Source organism: Peribacillus sp. NPDC094092 (genome assembly GCF_050279365.1).
Classification (GTDB): domain Bacteria; phylum Bacillota; class Bacilli; order Bacillales; family DSM-1321; genus Peribacillus.
Genome location: NZ_JBNNUC010000005.1, coordinates 265,889 through 282,488, shown reverse-complemented (window position 1 = coordinate 282,488; position 16,600 = coordinate 265,889). Strand labels below are relative to the sequence as shown.

The following is a 16,600-nucleotide window of genomic DNA, read 5'->3' as shown; positions in this document are numbered from 1 at the left end:
ACATTTCAAATATTCAAAAATCTATTGACTTTACGACTATATCCCTATAAAGTGATAATTACGAAAACGTAACACAATATATCTCTTATCAAGAGTGGCGGAGGGACTGGCCCTAAGATGCCCAGCAACCGTTCCATTAGGAATTGGTGCTAAATCCTGCAAAACAGAAATGTTTTGACAGATAAGAGAGGGACAAGTCTGCAAAACAGCTGATTAAACCTCTCTATATTAGAGAGGTTTTTATTTTGGGATTTACACCAACTTGACTGATAAGACTAATTAGAAAACATGGAGGGAAAACAAGATGAGAAGGTCTATTAAAGGGATATTCATTTCAGCCATCGCTTCGGCTTTGCTTTTAACGGGGTGCTCCACTGGGCAGAGTTCCACAGAATCGAAGAAAGAAGAAAAAGTATCGTTTGAAAATGTGCCAAAAAGATTTGCAGATGGGGATGGAGCCAAGATCAAAGTGATCCGTAAAATTGGCGGTGATGATCATACGGCCCAATACCTGGCGGGTGCGAAGGAAGAAGGAGAAGCACTGGGATTTCAAGTGGATACATATACAGCCAATGGTGATACGGCTAAATTTCATGATGCGATAGCGCAGGCTTTGGAGGAAGATTACGACGGCTATATCATTTCCCATGGTGATGATGCAGCAACTGTGAATGACGTTCAAAAGTTGGTTGATGCAGGTAAAAGCGTTGTCACGTTCGATTCAATAAGCGATCTATCTAAAATAGATGGTGTGACATTAACCTCACAGGATGATGAAGCGTTGGCAACACTGGCTTTCGATAAACTGATAAAAGAGCAGAAAGGTGAAGCGGCAATTGCCTATCTTTGGGTGGATGGCTTCCCGCCAATGGTAAGAAGAAATGCAGTCTATCAGGAAAAACTAAAAGAAAATCCGGGTATTAAAGAAGTCGAAAGATTCGGAGTGGCAGCTGCTGATACTTCGGTTCAGACACAAAATGCTGTAGCCGCAATGCTGAATAAATACCCTAAAGGTAAATTGGATGCCATTTTCGCAACATGGGATGCCTTTGCCATCGGCGCAGCCCGGGCGATTAAAGAAGCGGGTCGCGATGAAGTGAAGATATATGGTATTGATGTATCTAATGCAGATCTCCAGGAAATCCAATCGGCTGACAGCTCATGGTCCTATACGGCAGCAGTCGATCCCAAGTTAATCGGTGCAGTGAATATGAGGATATTGGCTAAAAAATTAGCGGGCGAAGATACTCCGCAAACCTATGACTTAGAGGCTTCACTTATTTCACAAAAGCAAGTCCAAGCTTCAAAAGAAGCGGTAAACATGGCAAATCTGTCTGATATTGTCGATGGCTGGGGTGAATCTACGGAATTTGAAGAAGATTGGATGAAAGTTTTGAAAGATCATTATAAAAAGTAAAAAGAGACACTCTCTTACCAGTGAAGGGAGTGTCTGTTCAATAAGGGGGAATGGACATGGGCACGCAACTAGAAATGAAGAAGATTTCAATTGAATTTCCAGGGGTGAAGGCGCTGAGTGAAGTTGATTTTTCCGTACAATCAGGGGCTGCCCACGCATTGGTCGGTGCAAACGGAGCAGGGAAATCAACGTTAATGAAAGTTTTATCGGGAGCCCATGTTCATTATTCAGGTGACATTTTTATTGATGGGATGAAGCGGGATATCCGCTCGCCAAAAGCGGCTCAGGAACAAGGCATTCAAATTGTTTATCAGGAAGTGGATACAGCCCTCATCCCTTATTTAACGGTTGGGGAAAATGTAATGTTGAATGATATGGTCCAAAACATGGGGAAAAAACAGAGGGTCCAATGGAAAGAGCTGCACAAACAAGCCTCTCATATACTTGAGGATATGAAAATTCGTGTCCCTTCGAAAAAGCTGGTAAGGGACCTTACCTTGGCTGAAAAACAGATGGTCCTGATAGCAAGGGCCGTTTCGACAGAATGCAAATTCCTGATTCTCGACGAGCCAACTGCTCCGTTAAGTCATACGGAGACGACAGAACTTTTTCGAATTGTAAATGAATTAAAGCAAAAAGGCGTGGGAATCATTTTCATTTCACATCGTCTCCCTGAGATCTTTGAAATCTGTGAGGAAATTACGATCATGAGGAATGGGGAGCGTGTAACTTGTAGAAAGAAGGGGGACATAACCCGTAACGAAGTGGTGGAGAATATGCTTGGGAAAACCATGGATGAACAGTTTCCTGAGGTGAATGCTTCAATCGGGGACGTCATTCTTGAGGTGAACGGATTGTCAGATGCCGAGAAAGTCAAGAGTGTCAGTCTGAATATAAAAGCAGGCGAGATCATCGGCTTGGCAGGGTTAGTCGGGGCGGGAAAAACGGAGTTCTGTAAAACCCTTTTCGGTCATACTTCGATCACAGCGGGTGAAGTTTTCCTGAATGGTCGAAAACTTCCTTTGAAATCACCGCACGAAGCAGTAAAAAGCGGTCTGGCACTAGTACCTGAGGAACGCAGGAAAGAAGGGGTCCTCGTTCAGGAATCAGTCTCGGCGAACTTGACTGCAGCCAGTCTCGGGAAATTCTGCAAGACGTTCAGTTTCGTGGATCGTAAGGCGGAAAAGGAAAAGGCGAAGGAAATGATTGCAAGTCTCGGCATTAAAACTCCTTCAGGGGAAGCGAATGTCGAAAACCTTTCAGGCGGTAACCAGCAAAAAGTTGCCATCGGAAAATGGCTTATGGCCGATGCGGATGTATACATATTCGATGAACCAACGAAAGGGGTCGATGTCGGGGCCAAGAAGGATATATTCGAATTGATTGCAAAGCTTGCAAGGAATGGGAAAGCGATCATTTATGCATCATCCGAGCTTTCCGAAATCATTGGCATTACCAACCGGACATATGTGCTATATGACGGGAGCACTGTCATCGAATTAGAAACGAGCAAAACGAATGAAGAAGAACTACTATTCTATTCAACAGGAGGAAAATAGGATGAGCATACCCATTCCTGTTATACAGACAGCAAAAGCGAAGAAAAGGCCGGAACTATTCGACTTTTTCTATAAATACGGCACAATATTGACGATTATCATCCTGATTGGAATTTTTGCCGTGTCCAATCCAGCTTTCATTCAAACGAATAATCTGATCAACATCCTGCGTTCCATTTCAATCGTGACCATTATTGCGATCGGCATTACGATATCCTTGACGGTGGATGGCTTCGACCTTTCCGTCGGCTCCGTTGCATCATTGGCCAATGCCATCGTCATATCAATGTTCGTCTGGTTTTCGCAGGATACATTAATCGCCATATTAGCTGCAATCGGCGCCTCACTTGTCGTAGGGGCCTTGAATTCATTCATGATCGTTAAATTGAGAATTCCCGACATGCTGATGACATTGGCTACCATGTTCATTATCCAGGGAATTGCCCTTACTTATACAAAAGGGGCAACGGTTTCGCAAAATATGGTCATGCCCGACGGGACATTCGCAACAGGACTGATTAGCCCATTTTTTTCCAAAATCGGCCAGGTACCATGGATCATCCTGATCATGGCAGTCATTGTGATTGCGACCCATATCTTTTTGACTTATACGAAGCATGGTCGTTATATGTACATTATTGGGGGAAATAAGGAAGCGGCGAGACTTTCCGGGATATCGGTCAATAAATACAAAATCCTTGCCTATCTGCTTTCAGCTCTATTAGCTGCAATCGGGGGGATTGTCCTAGCCTCAAGGGTCATGACATCTGAAATCAACTCAGGTTCCCCCTATTTAATGGATGCCGTTGCGGCTGCCTTCATTGGTTCCTCCGTTTTAGGAGCGGGAAAACCGAATGCATTTGGAACCTTTGTCGGTGCAGTCCTGATCGGAATCCTTCAAAATGGCTTGATCATGATGTCCGTTCCGTATTATGCGATGGATATTGTCAAAGGAACAGTGCTGGCCCTTGCGCTCGCGGTAACCTATTACAAACAAAAACACTGAAATGAATCCGTTACGTTAAAACTACAAGAAACCTATCATTGGATTGTTGAATATTGAGAAAGGTCCTGTTGGATATGCAACAGGATTTTTCCTTTTAAAAAGGGGGGGCTATGGATATAAATTTTCGCTATTTTTCTTAATAATAATTATTTACACTAATATGGAGCAGCGCCACGATAGCGAAATTTTTAAAGGGACCTTATTTACCTTTTAATAAGATTGATAATGATCTATTGTAAAGTATGAACATTCATATCCTATACCTATCTAAAGGAGAGTGTAAACTTATGCGCGAAACCTGTGTTCCGACTGGCGTGAAACTAAATGACACTGGCTTTGGATATACGTTGTCTTTAATAGGCGGCAAATATAAAATGATCATAATGTATTGGCTGTCTGAAAATAAGGTTATGCGGCATAATCAGTTGAAGCGAAGTATCGGTACCATTTCCTTTAAAACGCTAAGCATCATGTTAAAAGAGTTGGAGGCTGACGGACTTATCATACGCAAGGAATTTCCCCAAATACCTCCAAAAGTAGAATATTCATTAACTGAACGTGGTCTATCTCTCATTCCATTGTTAAATATGATGTGCGAGTGGGGAGAGAAAAACAGTTTGCCAGCTCAAGAGACTGTACAGCCGAAGATGTAGCTATTTTGATTCATTCAAAAGAAGTATTTCCTTAACAAGGAAATACTTCTTTAATGATACCGCCTATTAAAGGGTGTCGACAAAAAACAAATAATCTTGTGCGCTTTTTTCCAATTCGCTTGCGGACGGCTCATTTTCAGCACCATAAAACGCAAAGAATGAACGATAATCTGCATTGCAGTATAGGAAAGTAGTTTCAAAGGGAGATAATAAATGTTCAAGTGTATAGCGATATCTTCCATCTTCACGATAATCCTCTTTGTTAATCCCGGCAGAGACAGCTAAAGCAGCTTTGCGATCCTTTAATTTATCGCCTCCATTTGTTCCATAAGCCCAACCATAAGTAAAAACATCGTCAAGCCACTTTTTTAGGAGAGGCGGACAATTAAACCAATAAAAAGGGAACTGTAAAACAAGATTACCATGCGATTCAATTAATTGCTGTTCTTTTTCGGCATTTATGTTTCCGTCAGGGTAAACCTTATTCAATTCGTGTACTGTATACTTTTCCGGATATTTCCTGAGTTCTTCTATCCATCGCTTATTGATGACGGATGATTCTAGACTTGGGTGTGATACGATAACAAGAGTCCTCAAAGATTTCGCCTCCTTAATTTTATTTATGTTAAGTATAAAGTCCACCCTGCAAGTATGTAAGTATGCACTTTTAGTATAGGTACTTACCTAAAGGAGAGTGTGAAGCAGGCATAAAACATCCAATCTATTGGGATATTTCCTATATTTTTTATTCGGAAAAAGAAACGGGTATTATGGTCAGCTGAATTTGTAGACAAAAGGAATCCATCTAAAAAAAGAAAAGAAGGTCGAGACTCCTCCGGGAAAAGCGAATGCCTGGAGAAGAAATCAATGATTTTTGCAAAACTCAATTAATATCGGGTTTATCCCCCCTTATGGTATCAACCGTCACTTCCAGAGTTTCTGCATTCAGCTCTTTTCCTTTGGGTCTAAAGTGACCGGTAGTTGCATAAGATTTTTTTTACTTTATAATTAGTACCAGGTATTAATATCAAGTTATAAAATTGGTGCAATTCATAACACGAGGTGGTTATTTTATGTTCAAATCCAAAGCACGTATTACTGCGATAGGTTCTTATGTTCCAGAAAAAAGATTAACGAATAAGGACTTAGAAAGAATGGTTGAAACCGATGATGAATGGATTATTAAACGTACTGGCATTAAAGAGCGAAGAATTGCACATGAAGAAGAGTTTACTAGTGATATAGGTTATAAAGCTGTAAAGGATTTAATGGAACGGTATGATAAATCAGTCGAAGATGTTGATATGATTATTGTCTGTACCTTTACACCTGATTTCAACACTCCGAGTGTAGCTTCTTTAGTCCAAGCAAAGCTAGCTATTAAGAATACTGGAGCTATTGATCTAAACGCAGCTTGTGCAGGCTTTACTTATGGGCTGCATGTAGCTAATGGTCTGGTAACATCTGGTTTAAACAAGAAAGTTCTAGTTATTGGTGCGGATACTTTATCAAAAATTATGGACTATGAAGATCGAGCCACCTGTATTTTATTTGGAGATGGTGGAGGAGCGGTTCTTGTAGAATATGATGAACAACAGCCAAGCTTCATTTCTTCACATTTATATTCGGAAGGAGAAGGGGGAAAATATTTATATAGTACAAACCTATCGACACGTATAAATGGTGAAGACTTGAATAATAGTGGTAATCTTGTTCAAAATGGACGTGAGGTTTATAAATGGGCTGTTACTACTGTTCCAAAAGGAATGCAAACGGTGATGGAAAATACTGATCTTCATTTGAATGATGTTGATTGGTTCGTTCCGCATAGTGCAAATTTAAGAATGATCGAGTCAATATGTGATAGAAGTGGTTTTCCGATTGAGCGTACTTTATATAGCTTAGTCGAGTATGGAAATACTTCCTCAGCAACCATACCATTAGCTTTAGATCAAGGAGTAAGTGAAGGAAAGCTCAATAATGGTGAGAAGATTTTATTATATGGTTTCGGTGGCGGGTTAGCGCAAGCAGGATTGCTTATCAATTGGACCTTATAAACCTTTTTTCTGCTACTGGTCAGCAGCTTTGTTCTTATTGATATAAGTGTGAACACCATCATATAAAATCATATGTAGTCTATGGTGCACCAACAGAAGCCGATCGAACCTCTGGACATTTTGATAAAGAAGGATATGTAGGTTTAGACTTCCTGCAATCTATCGTTCCATCAAAAGAAGCTAATTTTTATTTCTGCGGACCTATCCCTTTTATGGAAGCAATCAATGAGGCCCTGAATAAATGGAGTATATCGAAAGACCATATTCATTATGAAGTATTTAGTCCACTCGCTATTTTAGGAGAAAAATAAGTAAACTAAATTAGTGAATAAAAAGGATCTTTCACTGAGGTGAAACCAAAAAGTTAGGCAATTTATTTAACTATGCAGATTTGAAGGCATGAACCCGTAATCTACCGGGCTCATGCCTTTTAATTTTATCTTGATACGTTGAAAATTGCCGTATTGTTTGAAGTGCTCCATGCTTTCAAATTCAGAGGGAAGTGTAATATTTCATTAATCGTATAAAGTCAAAAAACTGCACCCAAAATTGTTGGCAGATTGGGGTGCAGTTCATTTGTTATCCGACACTTGATATTCATTTACTTAACTCTAGCGTCTGTATTCTCTATCGAACTCTTCTCTTGCTTTAATGCATTTTCAGCTATATTCAACTTTTTTCTCATTGGGAAGTAATACAAAACAGCTGGGACAACTAACCCAATAATCCAAGCGATATCTGCCCCATCAAAGGCCTTGGCTATCGGTCCTACATAGAATGATGTATTTATAAAAGGGATTTCCGCCAAGATTGATGCAAGAAAGGCCATACAGGTAATCCAATTTATTTTTCCATATTGACCGTTCACATCAAAAATATCTTTTACATTGTAACGGCCATGTCGCAGTAAATAATAATCAACAAGATTAATCGATGTCCAGGGAATTAAAAAATAACTAATGAAAAAAATGAAATTCAAGAAAAAGGATAGAAAATTACTCTGACCGAGTAAGCACAATACGGTTCCTGCAACTGTTACACAGAATATCATTCCTATTCTAACCTTCGGTGTGACCTTTAATTTAATAAACGGTTCAATTGTCGTTATCGTTGCCATGAATGCCCCATATAGGTTAAAGACATTAATAGCAAGCTGTCCGAAGATGATTATAAAGAACATGATTAAAGCAAAATTTCCAAACAGGCTGGCCAAATTACCGCCAGAGTGATCAAGGAAGTTAGGAATCGCTATGGTTAAGGTTGCGCCTAATGTCATCATCCAAATGGTCCCGATGACTGTGCCAGCGTAACTATACCAAAATGTATGGGCAGTGGGTGTGGTTATCGGTAGATAACGGGAATAGTCCGCAACGTAGGGGGCATATGCCAATTGCCATGTAGCAACCATGCTGACCGCCAACAAAAACACTGGTAAATCCAAATTTCCCAATGCCCAACTGCCTGCCGGAATTTGCAATTGGAAGACTATATATGTAGCTACAATATAAATACAGAGAGACGCCCAGGACAATAATTTTTGCATTTTATGAATTAAGTTATAGCCATAAATGGTGGCCACGAAACAAAGAACATTTAACAGTATTATGCTCCATGTTTGGTCGATCTTTGTTAAGCTGCTTAAGGTTTGCGCTGCAAGCAAACCGCTGCTGGCAAAGAAACCTAAATAGACGAACATAACGAGAAACAAGGGGAAAATGGCTCCGATTACACCAAATTGAGCCCGGCTTTGGATCATTTGCGGAATTCCGAGCTGAGGTCCTTGAGCTGAATGGGAGGCCATGAAAATGGCGCCTAATAAGGTACCGACAATGATTGCAGCCAGACTCCAAAATAAATTAAGACCTAATGTAATTGGCAATGCCCCAGTCACAAGGGTGGTAATATGCATGTTTGCCCCAAACCAAATTGGAAATAAATCACGGGCCTTACCATGTCGTTCATCTGCCGGAATATATTCTATACTGCGAGTTTCAACTTTCATCAATTTACCCCCTATCAAAATCGTTATACTACCATGTACCATGCAAGCTTATTTTATAGAATCACTATAATTGTAAGCGTATACAGATGTCAATATTTTCAGAAAAAATAATTTTTTAGGGAATTACCCTAAATGATCAGTTCATTCATCTAGTGAATTTCAATAAATCAAATTAATTATTAGAGTGAATGATTGAAAATATGAAACTCTTGTTTGAAAATTATGGAACAGAATATCTACGAATAAAAAAATAAATTTTGTATTTTTTGAATTGACAGTCTATTTATCATGACCTATAATTGCACTTATCAAGAGCTTGCATGGTACATGGTACAAACTTTTAAAAAAGGAGGGGCTTTTCATTACAGCTATCTTAACGCTGGGGATTACGGCTCAGGTTACGAACGCGATACGCGAATCAATAGTAACTGGAGAATATGAACCAGGACAAAAATTATCGGAAACTGTTTTATCTGAATATTACAAAGTTAGCAGAACCCCTATTAGGGAAGCATTTAAACAGCTAGAAAGAGAAGGGCTAGTCGAGATCATTCCAAGAGTTGGAACGTGTGTGACCAAACCAACTGAAAAGGAACTGAATGAGTTATTTACTTTAAAGGAAGTAATGGAAGGGCTTGCAGCGGGTTTGCTTGCAGAAAGCGGGAGTGCTGAAGACATTCATCAACTTAAGCAAGCGGTGTCCGACATGGAAATTGCAATACAAACCTCGGATAAAAAGCTATATGTCGAAGCAAATGATGTTTTTCATTCAGTCATTCAAGAAGGCGCCAATAACTCTAAATTAAGTTACATGCTAAATTTGCTGCTCAATCAAATACCTTATAGACAATATGTCTTTTTAACCATTGAAGATCCGGTTCGCCGTGAGAGATCACTAAAGGAACATCAGGCGGTCTTGATAGCCATAGAAAAAGGCAATCGGGAGGAAGCGGAGAAGGCCATGCGGGAGCATGTAAAAGCAAGTGGAATGCAGCTTAAGATGGACATAGCAAAAAAACTTGGTCAAAAAAAGTGATTTGAGGGGGAATGAGTTTTATGAAATTCGGAATCTTTGCAAATCTTGCAGGACAGGGAAGACATGATGAGTATTATAAAGTGTTGGATGAAGCCCGTGAGCAAGCCATTTACTGTGATGAAAATGGTTATGATTCGATTTGGTATACCGAACACCACTTTGGTCATGAAGGAAATGAATTGATTTCTAACCCGATCTTAATGGGTGCCGATATTGCTGCACGTACTAAGAACATTCGAATTGGCCAGGCTGCCAATGTTGCCACTTTCTGGCATCCACTGCGTTTGGCGGAAGACATAGCAATGCTTGATCAGTTAAGCAAAGGACGTGTGGAAGTTGGCCTGGCTCGAGGATTATACGGAAGGGAAGCAGCTAACCTAAACACATTGGCAGACCCGGCAAATCAAGAACAAAACAGGGCACTGTTTGAAGAAACATTGGAAATTTTAAAAAAGGCTTGGTCAAACCGTTTCTTCTCACATCAAGGTGATATCTATCAATTTCCTCCTAAAGGTTTAAAGTGGAGTCACCCTATGAGTCCATCAACTTCGGAATTCATGGATATGGAAAAAGGTGAAATTGATAAAATTTCCCTTATGCCTAGACCTTACCAGGAATCACTTCCACTGTGGCAAGTAATTGATTCACCGCGTTCTATTGAATTGGCTGCGGAGAACGATATACAAGGAATGTTTTGGATGCCTACCGTCAAAGAACTAAAAGGACGTTTTGAACTGTATCGTGAAAAGGCTTCCAAATCCAAAGGCTATGAAGTTCCACTTGGTCAGGGCATTGCCTTAGTACGTGATGTATATGTAGCGGAAACCATGGAACAAGCTCGGCAAGATGCTGCAGAAGCAGTTTTGAATAATTATCGCTGGATTTGTCACTGGAGAGGGCTAAGCAACCTTATGGATCCGGGCGAAACAGTAAAGGAAGGACAGGAATTGAACTATGAATTCCTACATCCAAGAAATTTATTGTTTGGTACACCTGAATATGTAACAGAGAAAATTCAAGAATTGAAGGAAGAGCTGAATTTAGAAACATTACTGCTTTGGGTGAACCATAATGGTTTGCCACATGAAAAAATGATGAAAAGTTTAAAATTGTTCACGGAAGAAGTTATGCCAAAATTCACAAAAACCAAGATGGGGGTAATGTAAATGTTAGATATTCGTAAAGTGTATACAGCTATTGAAGAAACACGTATTGAGGGCGGTAAAAAAGTAGAGAATCCCATCAAGATGATAATTACTATGGCTGTTATCAAAAACCCATGGGCTGGCAGAGGGTATGTTGATGATTTAAAACCGGAAATTGACGAATATGCACCGCAAATTGGCGAACTTTTAGTTGCTGAACTATTTAAGCACATTGATTCGGCTGATGATGTCGAAGCATTCGGCAAGGCAGCTGTCGTGGGAGTGGATGGGGAAGTTGAACATGCATCAGCTTTTATCCATACTTTGAAATTCGGCAACAAATTCCGGGACGCTGTGAAAGGAACGAGTATCTTGAGCTTTACTAATAAGCGTGGCGGTGCTGGAACTGCGGTGCTCATACCGATGGTACATAAGACAGATGATTCTGAGCGTTCTCATTTCATAACATTTGAAGCTTCTATACCTGATGCACCGAGGGCCGATGAGATCGTTGTCGCTATTGGGGTTTCTACAGGAGGACGTCCTCATCCAAGAACAGGAAACAGGCATCAAGATATGGTTGAAATGGGGCTGGTTTAATGCCAACTACATTGCATGGAAAAGATTCGCTTCATTATGAAGAGAAAGGGATTGGTCAATCGCTTATCTTTATTCATGGTGTTGGTCTTGATCTTACGATGTGGGAAGAACAAGTTGAAGATTTGTCGAAACATTTCCGTGTTATCACATATGACATGGTTGGGCACGGAGGATCTGAGCATCCTCCGGGTCCTTATTCCCTTTCACAGTTTGTTGAGCAGTTAGCAGAACTGATGAAACACTTACGAATTGAGAAAAGTCATTTGATTGGTTTTTCCATGGGTGGTATGGTCGCTCAGGCATTTGCATTAAAATATCCGGATAAAGTGAAAACGCTGACAATCATGAATGCAGTGGCCAACAGGACGAAAGAACAAAGGAAAGCCGTTTTAAATAGAGTGGAAGAAGTGAAAATAGCGGGACCTTTGGCAACAATTGAACCAGCCATTAAACGTTGGTTTAATCCAGAATTCTTAGACTTACAAGAAGAAACAGTCAGTAAGATCCGGAAAAGACTTCAGAAAAACGACGCTGATTCATATTTAGCTGCCTATACACTTTTTGCTACAGCGGATGAAGAGTTGTGGCCTCAGATTCACCAGATTAATATACCGACCCAAATTATAACAGGGGAACATGATGTAGGTTCAAATCCCGAAATGGCGAGACAAATGCATGAAAAGATTGTGCATTCAGAACTGATGATAGTACCTAATATGAGGCATATGCTGCCGATGGAAGGATCCAAAATAGTGAACGAAGCCATTAGGTCGTTTATTGAAAGGCAAAAGCAAAGGGGTGACTCAATGTGATAGAGCTGAAGAAATATCAGATGTATATAAACGGAGAATGGGTAGAATCATCAAGTGGTGAATATTTCGATAGTTATAACCCTGCAACTGAAGAAGCTTGGTGTCAAGTCGCTAAAGGGAATGCTGAAGATGTAAATCGTGCCGTTCAATCTGCGCATCATGCATTCTTGCATTCAGGCTGGACTGATATGACATTCACAGAGCGAGGGCGCCTGGTTAGAAAGCTTGGAGAGCTGATTGCTATTCACTCTGAAGAGCTTGCGAAAGTCGAATCACTGGATAATGGGAAATTAATACGTGAAATGCGTGGTCAGGTAAAATACTTACCTGAATTTTTCTATTACTATGCAGGGCTAGCAGATAAAATCCATGGCCAAACCTTACCGATTGATAAAAAAGATATGTTCGCTTTTACGTCCAAAGAGCCGCTTGGGGTAGTAGCCGCCATCACTCCTTGGAATTCCCCTCTTTATTTAACAACCTTGAAACTTGCGCCTGCACTTATAGCAGGAAATACTATAGTCATTAAACCTTCGGAAATGACTTCGGCATCTCTTTTGGAGCTGGTGAAACTGGTTGAAGAAGCTGGTTTTCCACCTGGTGTAGTCAATGTAGTCACCGGCTTTGGAATGCCTGTAGGCGATACACTCACCTCCCATCCTCTTGTAAGGCGCGTGGCCTTCACGGGAGGTTCGGAATCAGCACGGCATATTGTTCGTAATTCGGCTCAAAATTTTGCTCAGGTTTCACTTGAACTTGGAGGGAAATCACCGAATATCGTGTTTGAGGATGCTAATCCGGATAATGCCGCGATGGGAATAATAGCAGGTATATTTGGTGCTTCGGGACAGAGTTGTGTGGCTGGTTCACGTGCATTTTTACATGTCGACATTTACGATGAAGTGATGCAAAAACTCGTAGACCGTGTATCGAAAATTAAGATTGGTGATCCTTTTCAAGATGATACAGAAATGGGACCGCTGGCAACGCAAGCCCAATTGGAGCGTGTCCAAAAATACGTAGCTATCGGGTTAGATGAAGGTGGAAAACTTGTTTGTGGAGGTAAAAAGCCTGAATATTTAGATAAAGGATGGTATTTTGAGCCCACGATCTTCGAGCATCACGATAACGATTCCCGCATTACTAAAGAAGAAATATTTGGTCCTGTGTTAAGTGTCATCCCTTTTAAAGATGAAAAAGAAGTTATTCAATTGGCAAACAGTACTGATTACGGATTAGCGGCCGGAATTTGGGTAAGTGATATTGCAAAAGCCCATCGAGTCGCGAAAGCTATACGTGCTGGAATCGTTTGGGTGAATACCTATCGAAGTATTTCACCAATAGCAGCAATCGGCGGCTCTGGCCTAAGCGGTTATGGAAGAGAAGGCGGTTATGAAGCGATTCATGAATATATGCAAGATAAAGTGGTTTGGATCAATACATCATCTGAACCGATTCCTGACCCATTCATAATGAGGTAGTGAAAATCGAAGGGTAGAGCCTTTTTATCGAAGTGCATGAATAAGGAGGAAAAGTGAAATGAAATTACTGGGAATCTCAGGAACGATAATAGGAACAAAGACGAAAGTCGTTATAGAAAAAGTTTTAGAGGAAGTTAAGAATAATCATCCTGATATCGAAATCGAGCTGCTTGATTTGAAAGAGTATGATGTTCAATTTTGTGATGGCCGTAATCCGTCAACATACACTGGAGATACGAAAAAAGTAATTGATATCGTTACCTCAGCAGACTTTTACATTATAGGAACACCAATATTCCAAGGGTCGATCACGGGTGCTCTTAAAAACTTATTTGATTTAATACCCCCGAAGGATTTCCGTAATAAAGTAATGGGGCTTGTGGCTACTGGTGGAACCTACCAGCATTATTTAGTCATTGAAAATCAGCTGAAACCTATAGCCGGTTATTTCCGTGCCTTTGTTGCACCAGGCTCTGTTTATGCTCATAACGACCATTTCAATCCACAAAACGAACTGGTTGATGAGGAAGTTCTTGAACGTATATCAATGCTGAGTGAAGAAGTCGTTTTTATGCAAAAAGCATTGAAGAGTACAAAACCAGAGCACCAATTAAGCTAAAGATTAGTAGATTTAAATGAAAAAAACTCCAGCTGATAATTCGTTTTGGAATTGAGTGCATTTCAATTAGCAGAGCTAAGTAGCAAGGAGGGGACAAATTGCTATTAAATATAGATGAGATAATAAACTTAACTGATTTATCCTTCATTAAAGTCTGTAATGAACAGTATGGGATTAATAGAGGGGTTTATAATACCATTGATGCTTGGTTTTATAAGCAAGGAATTAGTAATATTCTAGAAAGACGAAATAGCATATTATATTTTCTTGAATTTAGTAAGCGAAGTTCCGGGAAAGAAAATAGCCACTGTAAATTTGGCCACGGTGGATTAACGACAAAATTAGAAGAATATTATTTTCCAAGAATGGGATCGACCGTTTCAAAAATTGCCTCTAATCTTTAGATGAAGCACATACAAAGAGTGAAGGGTGGCTGAGAATATGACAATCATAGATAGAGTGGAAAAAAAACATTTACTAATCAAAGGGGAATGGGTGGAGGCCAAGGAGTATAGTCAACTTCGATCTCCTTTTTCAGGAGAAGTCATAGCTGAAATCCCCCTGGCTACAGACGAAGAAACCGACCAAGCTATCGAAGCGGCGCAAAAGGCTGCAAAGGTGATGGCAAAAATGCCGGCCCACCAACGAGCGAAAATCCTTGAAACATTGGCACATCTTCTTGAGGAGCGCGCAGATGAAGCCGCTCAAATCATATCTATTGAGTCAGCAAAGCCGGTTACAACCGCGAAGGGAGAGGTGGCGCGAACAATTGAAACGTACAAGTTTGCCGCTGAAGAAGCGAAACGAATTCATGGAGAAACGATCGCTCTGGATGCCGCCCAAGGTGGCGAAAACCGACTTGGTTACACTGTACGTGAACCGATTGGAGTGATTGGGGCCATAACACCTTTCAATTTCCCCATGAATCTAGTCGCTCATAAAGTGGGTCCGGCCATCGCAGCAGGAAATACAATTGTATTAAAGCCAGCAAGCCAAACGCCTCTATCCTCTTTATTCCTTGGAGAACTATTACAGGAAGCGGGATTGCCTGCAGGAGCATTAAATGTGGTCACGGGTGGAGGAAGAGTGGTTGGAGACAAGTTGGTCACTGATTCTAGAGTAAGTATGATTACTTTTACCGGTAGCCCAGGAGTTGGAATTGGCATCCGCAACAAAGCTGGATTGAAACGAGTGACGCTGGAACTGGGATCCAATGCAGCAGTCATCATTGATAGTGGTGCGGATATCGAAAAGATTATTTCTCGTTGTGTGAATGGGGCATTTTCAAACCAGGGACAAGTATGCATTTCTTTGCAAAGGGTTTATGCTCATGAAGAAGTCTATGATCGGTTTGTTGAAAAGTTTATAGAAGCAACGAAACGATTAAAATTAGGTGATCCGCTTGATCCGGAAACGGATGTTTCCGCATTGATCTCCCCAAATGATGTTGAAAGAACCCTCAATTGGATTGAGGAGGCGAAACAAGGTGGAGCCAAGATTGCAACTGGTGGAATAGCGGAAGGCAATATCCTTCATCCAACCGTCATATTGAATGCTGATGCATACTCAAAGGTATCTTGTCATGAAGTGTTCGCCCCGATCGTTCTGATTAACAAGGTTCAATCAGTAGAACAAGCAATCGATTTGGTTAATGATTCCAATTATGGCCTGCAAGCAGGGATTTATACGAACGATGTTCGTACAGCACTGGATGCTGCAGAAAATTTACAAGTTGGTGGAGTCATGATCAACGACATTCCGACATTCCGAGTAGATAATATGCCGTACGGCGGAGTGAAGGAAAGCGGAACTGGCCGTGAAGGATTAAAATATGCAGTGGAAGAAATGACAGAAATGAAGCTGGTTGTCTGGAACCAAAATTAGGGAGTGGAAAAGCATGGCTTATTATGCAGCAATTTTACATATGATTGATGCTGAAAAAAATATAGAAGTGCGCCCACAGCATATCGAGTATTTAAACGAACTTGATCGCAAAGGGAAGGTTTTTGCAAGAGGGCCTTTTGCAGATGGCTCAGGCGGCTTGGTTGTCTATAATGCAGACACATTCGAAGAAGCACGCTCATTAGCGGAAAATGATCCCCATGTTGTACATAAAGTTCGTAGACTGGAATTAAAAGAGTGGAATATTTTATAACGAAACGTTATGAGTGCATGTCATTGCAATGAAATGATACCGGGAGCTTGAGACAGTT

16 protein-coding genes and 1 riboswitch are annotated in these 16,600 nt (G+C 40.7%); of the genes, 14 read left to right on the top strand and 2 right to left on the bottom strand.

All coding sequences use genetic code 11. The features are described 5' to 3' along the window. The first annotated feature begins 82 nt into the window (after positions 1–82). Positions 83–188, top strand: a riboswitch (SAM riboswitch). 116 nt (positions 189–304) lie between these two features. From ACQKNS_RS21950 to ACQKNS_RS21935, 4 genes are all read left to right on the top strand, one after another. Further along, entirely contained in the window at positions 305–1,417 is a 1,113-nt protein-coding gene (locus ACQKNS_RS21950) for a sugar ABC transporter substrate-binding protein (protein WP_427645373.1), read from the top strand. Between the two features lie 56 nt (positions 1,418–1,473). Beyond that, the gene (locus ACQKNS_RS21945; protein ID WP_427645372.1) at positions 1,474–2,976 is read left to right on the top strand and encodes a sugar ABC transporter ATP-binding protein; all 1,503 of its coding nucleotides are present in this window, start codon (positions 1,474–1,476) and stop codon (positions 2,974–2,976) included. Position 2,977: 1 nt separating this feature from the next. After that, positions 2,978–3,982 (top strand): ABC transporter permease, encoded by a 1,005-nt coding sequence (locus ACQKNS_RS21940; protein WP_427645371.1) that lies wholly within the window; start codon positions 2,978–2,980, stop codon positions 3,980–3,982. A 287-nt stretch (positions 3,983–4,269) separates the two neighbouring features. Then, positions 4,270–4,635: a winged helix-turn-helix transcriptional regulator gene (locus ACQKNS_RS21935; RefSeq protein WP_427645370.1), complete on the top strand. Its 366-nt coding sequence runs from the start codon at positions 4,270–4,272 to the stop codon at positions 4,633–4,635. Between the two features lie 66 nt (positions 4,636–4,701). Here ACQKNS_RS21935 and ACQKNS_RS21930 read toward each other — a convergent pair whose 3' ends face one another. Continuing rightward, positions 4,702–5,232 (bottom strand): NAD(P)H-dependent oxidoreductase, encoded by a 531-nt coding sequence (locus ACQKNS_RS21930; protein ID WP_427645369.1) that lies wholly within the window; start codon positions 5,230–5,232, stop codon positions 4,702–4,704. A gap of 476 nt (positions 5,233–5,708) precedes the next feature. Between ACQKNS_RS21930 and ACQKNS_RS21925 the strand changes: the two genes are divergently transcribed. After that, the gene (locus ACQKNS_RS21925; RefSeq protein ID WP_427645368.1) at positions 5,709–6,692 is read left to right on the top strand and encodes a ketoacyl-ACP synthase III; all 984 of its coding nucleotides are present in this window, start codon (positions 5,709–5,711) and stop codon (positions 6,690–6,692) included. 601 nt (positions 6,693–7,293) lie between these two features. Here the strand turns inward: ACQKNS_RS21925 and ACQKNS_RS21920 are convergent. Next, the gene (locus tag ACQKNS_RS21920; RefSeq protein ID WP_427645366.1) at positions 7,294–8,694 is read right to left on the bottom strand and encodes a purine-cytosine permease family protein; all 1,401 of its coding nucleotides are present in this window, start codon (positions 8,692–8,694) and stop codon (positions 7,294–7,296) included. Between the two features lie 316 nt (positions 8,695–9,010). Here ACQKNS_RS21920 and ACQKNS_RS21915 point away from each other — a divergent pair, with 316 nt between their 5' ends. The 9 genes from ACQKNS_RS21915 (at position 9,011) to ACQKNS_RS21875 (ending at position 16,542) form a co-directional block, all read left to right on the top strand. After that, complete coding sequence (locus ACQKNS_RS21915; protein WP_427645365.1) at positions 9,011–9,730, top strand: GntR family transcriptional regulator; 720 nt, start codon at positions 9,011–9,013, stop codon at positions 9,728–9,730. 20 nt (positions 9,731–9,750) lie between these two features. Further along, on the top strand, positions 9,751–10,896 hold the full coding sequence (locus ACQKNS_RS21910) for an LLM class flavin-dependent oxidoreductase (protein WP_427645364.1): 1,146 nt from the start codon (positions 9,751–9,753) through the stop codon (positions 10,894–10,896). Further along, on the top strand, positions 10,897–11,475 hold the full coding sequence (locus tag ACQKNS_RS21905; RefSeq protein WP_427645363.1) for an amino acid synthesis family protein: 579 nt from the start codon (positions 10,897–10,899) through the stop codon (positions 11,473–11,475). It begins immediately after the preceding gene. Next, positions 11,475–12,287: an alpha/beta fold hydrolase gene (locus ACQKNS_RS21900; RefSeq protein WP_427645362.1), complete on the top strand. Its 813-nt coding sequence runs from the start codon at positions 11,475–11,477 to the stop codon at positions 12,285–12,287. Before ACQKNS_RS21905 ends, ACQKNS_RS21900 begins: the two co-directional genes overlap by 1 nt. Continuing rightward, a complete protein-coding gene (locus ACQKNS_RS21895) occupies positions 12,284–13,768 on the top strand; it encodes an aldehyde dehydrogenase (protein WP_427645361.1) in 1,485 nt (494 codons plus the stop codon). Before ACQKNS_RS21900 ends, ACQKNS_RS21895 begins: the two co-directional genes overlap by 4 nt. A gap of 58 nt (positions 13,769–13,826) precedes the next feature. Continuing rightward, entirely contained in the window at positions 13,827–14,387 is a 561-nt protein-coding gene (locus tag ACQKNS_RS21890) for an NADPH-dependent FMN reductase (protein ID WP_427645360.1), read from the top strand. A gap of 98 nt (positions 14,388–14,485) precedes the next feature. After that, positions 14,486–14,791: a hypothetical protein gene (locus tag ACQKNS_RS21885; protein WP_427645359.1), complete on the top strand. Its 306-nt coding sequence runs from the start codon at positions 14,486–14,488 to the stop codon at positions 14,789–14,791. A gap of 37 nt (positions 14,792–14,828) precedes the next feature. Beyond that, positions 14,829–16,271 (top strand): aldehyde dehydrogenase family protein, encoded by a 1,443-nt coding sequence (locus tag ACQKNS_RS21880; RefSeq protein WP_427645358.1) that lies wholly within the window; start codon positions 14,829–14,831, stop codon positions 16,269–16,271. 13 nt (positions 16,272–16,284) lie between these two features. Continuing rightward, positions 16,285–16,542, top strand: coding sequence for a YciI family protein (locus tag ACQKNS_RS21875; protein ID WP_427645357.1), 258 nt, complete (start codon positions 16,285–16,287; stop codon positions 16,540–16,542). Positions 16,543–16,600: the final 58 nt, after the last annotated feature.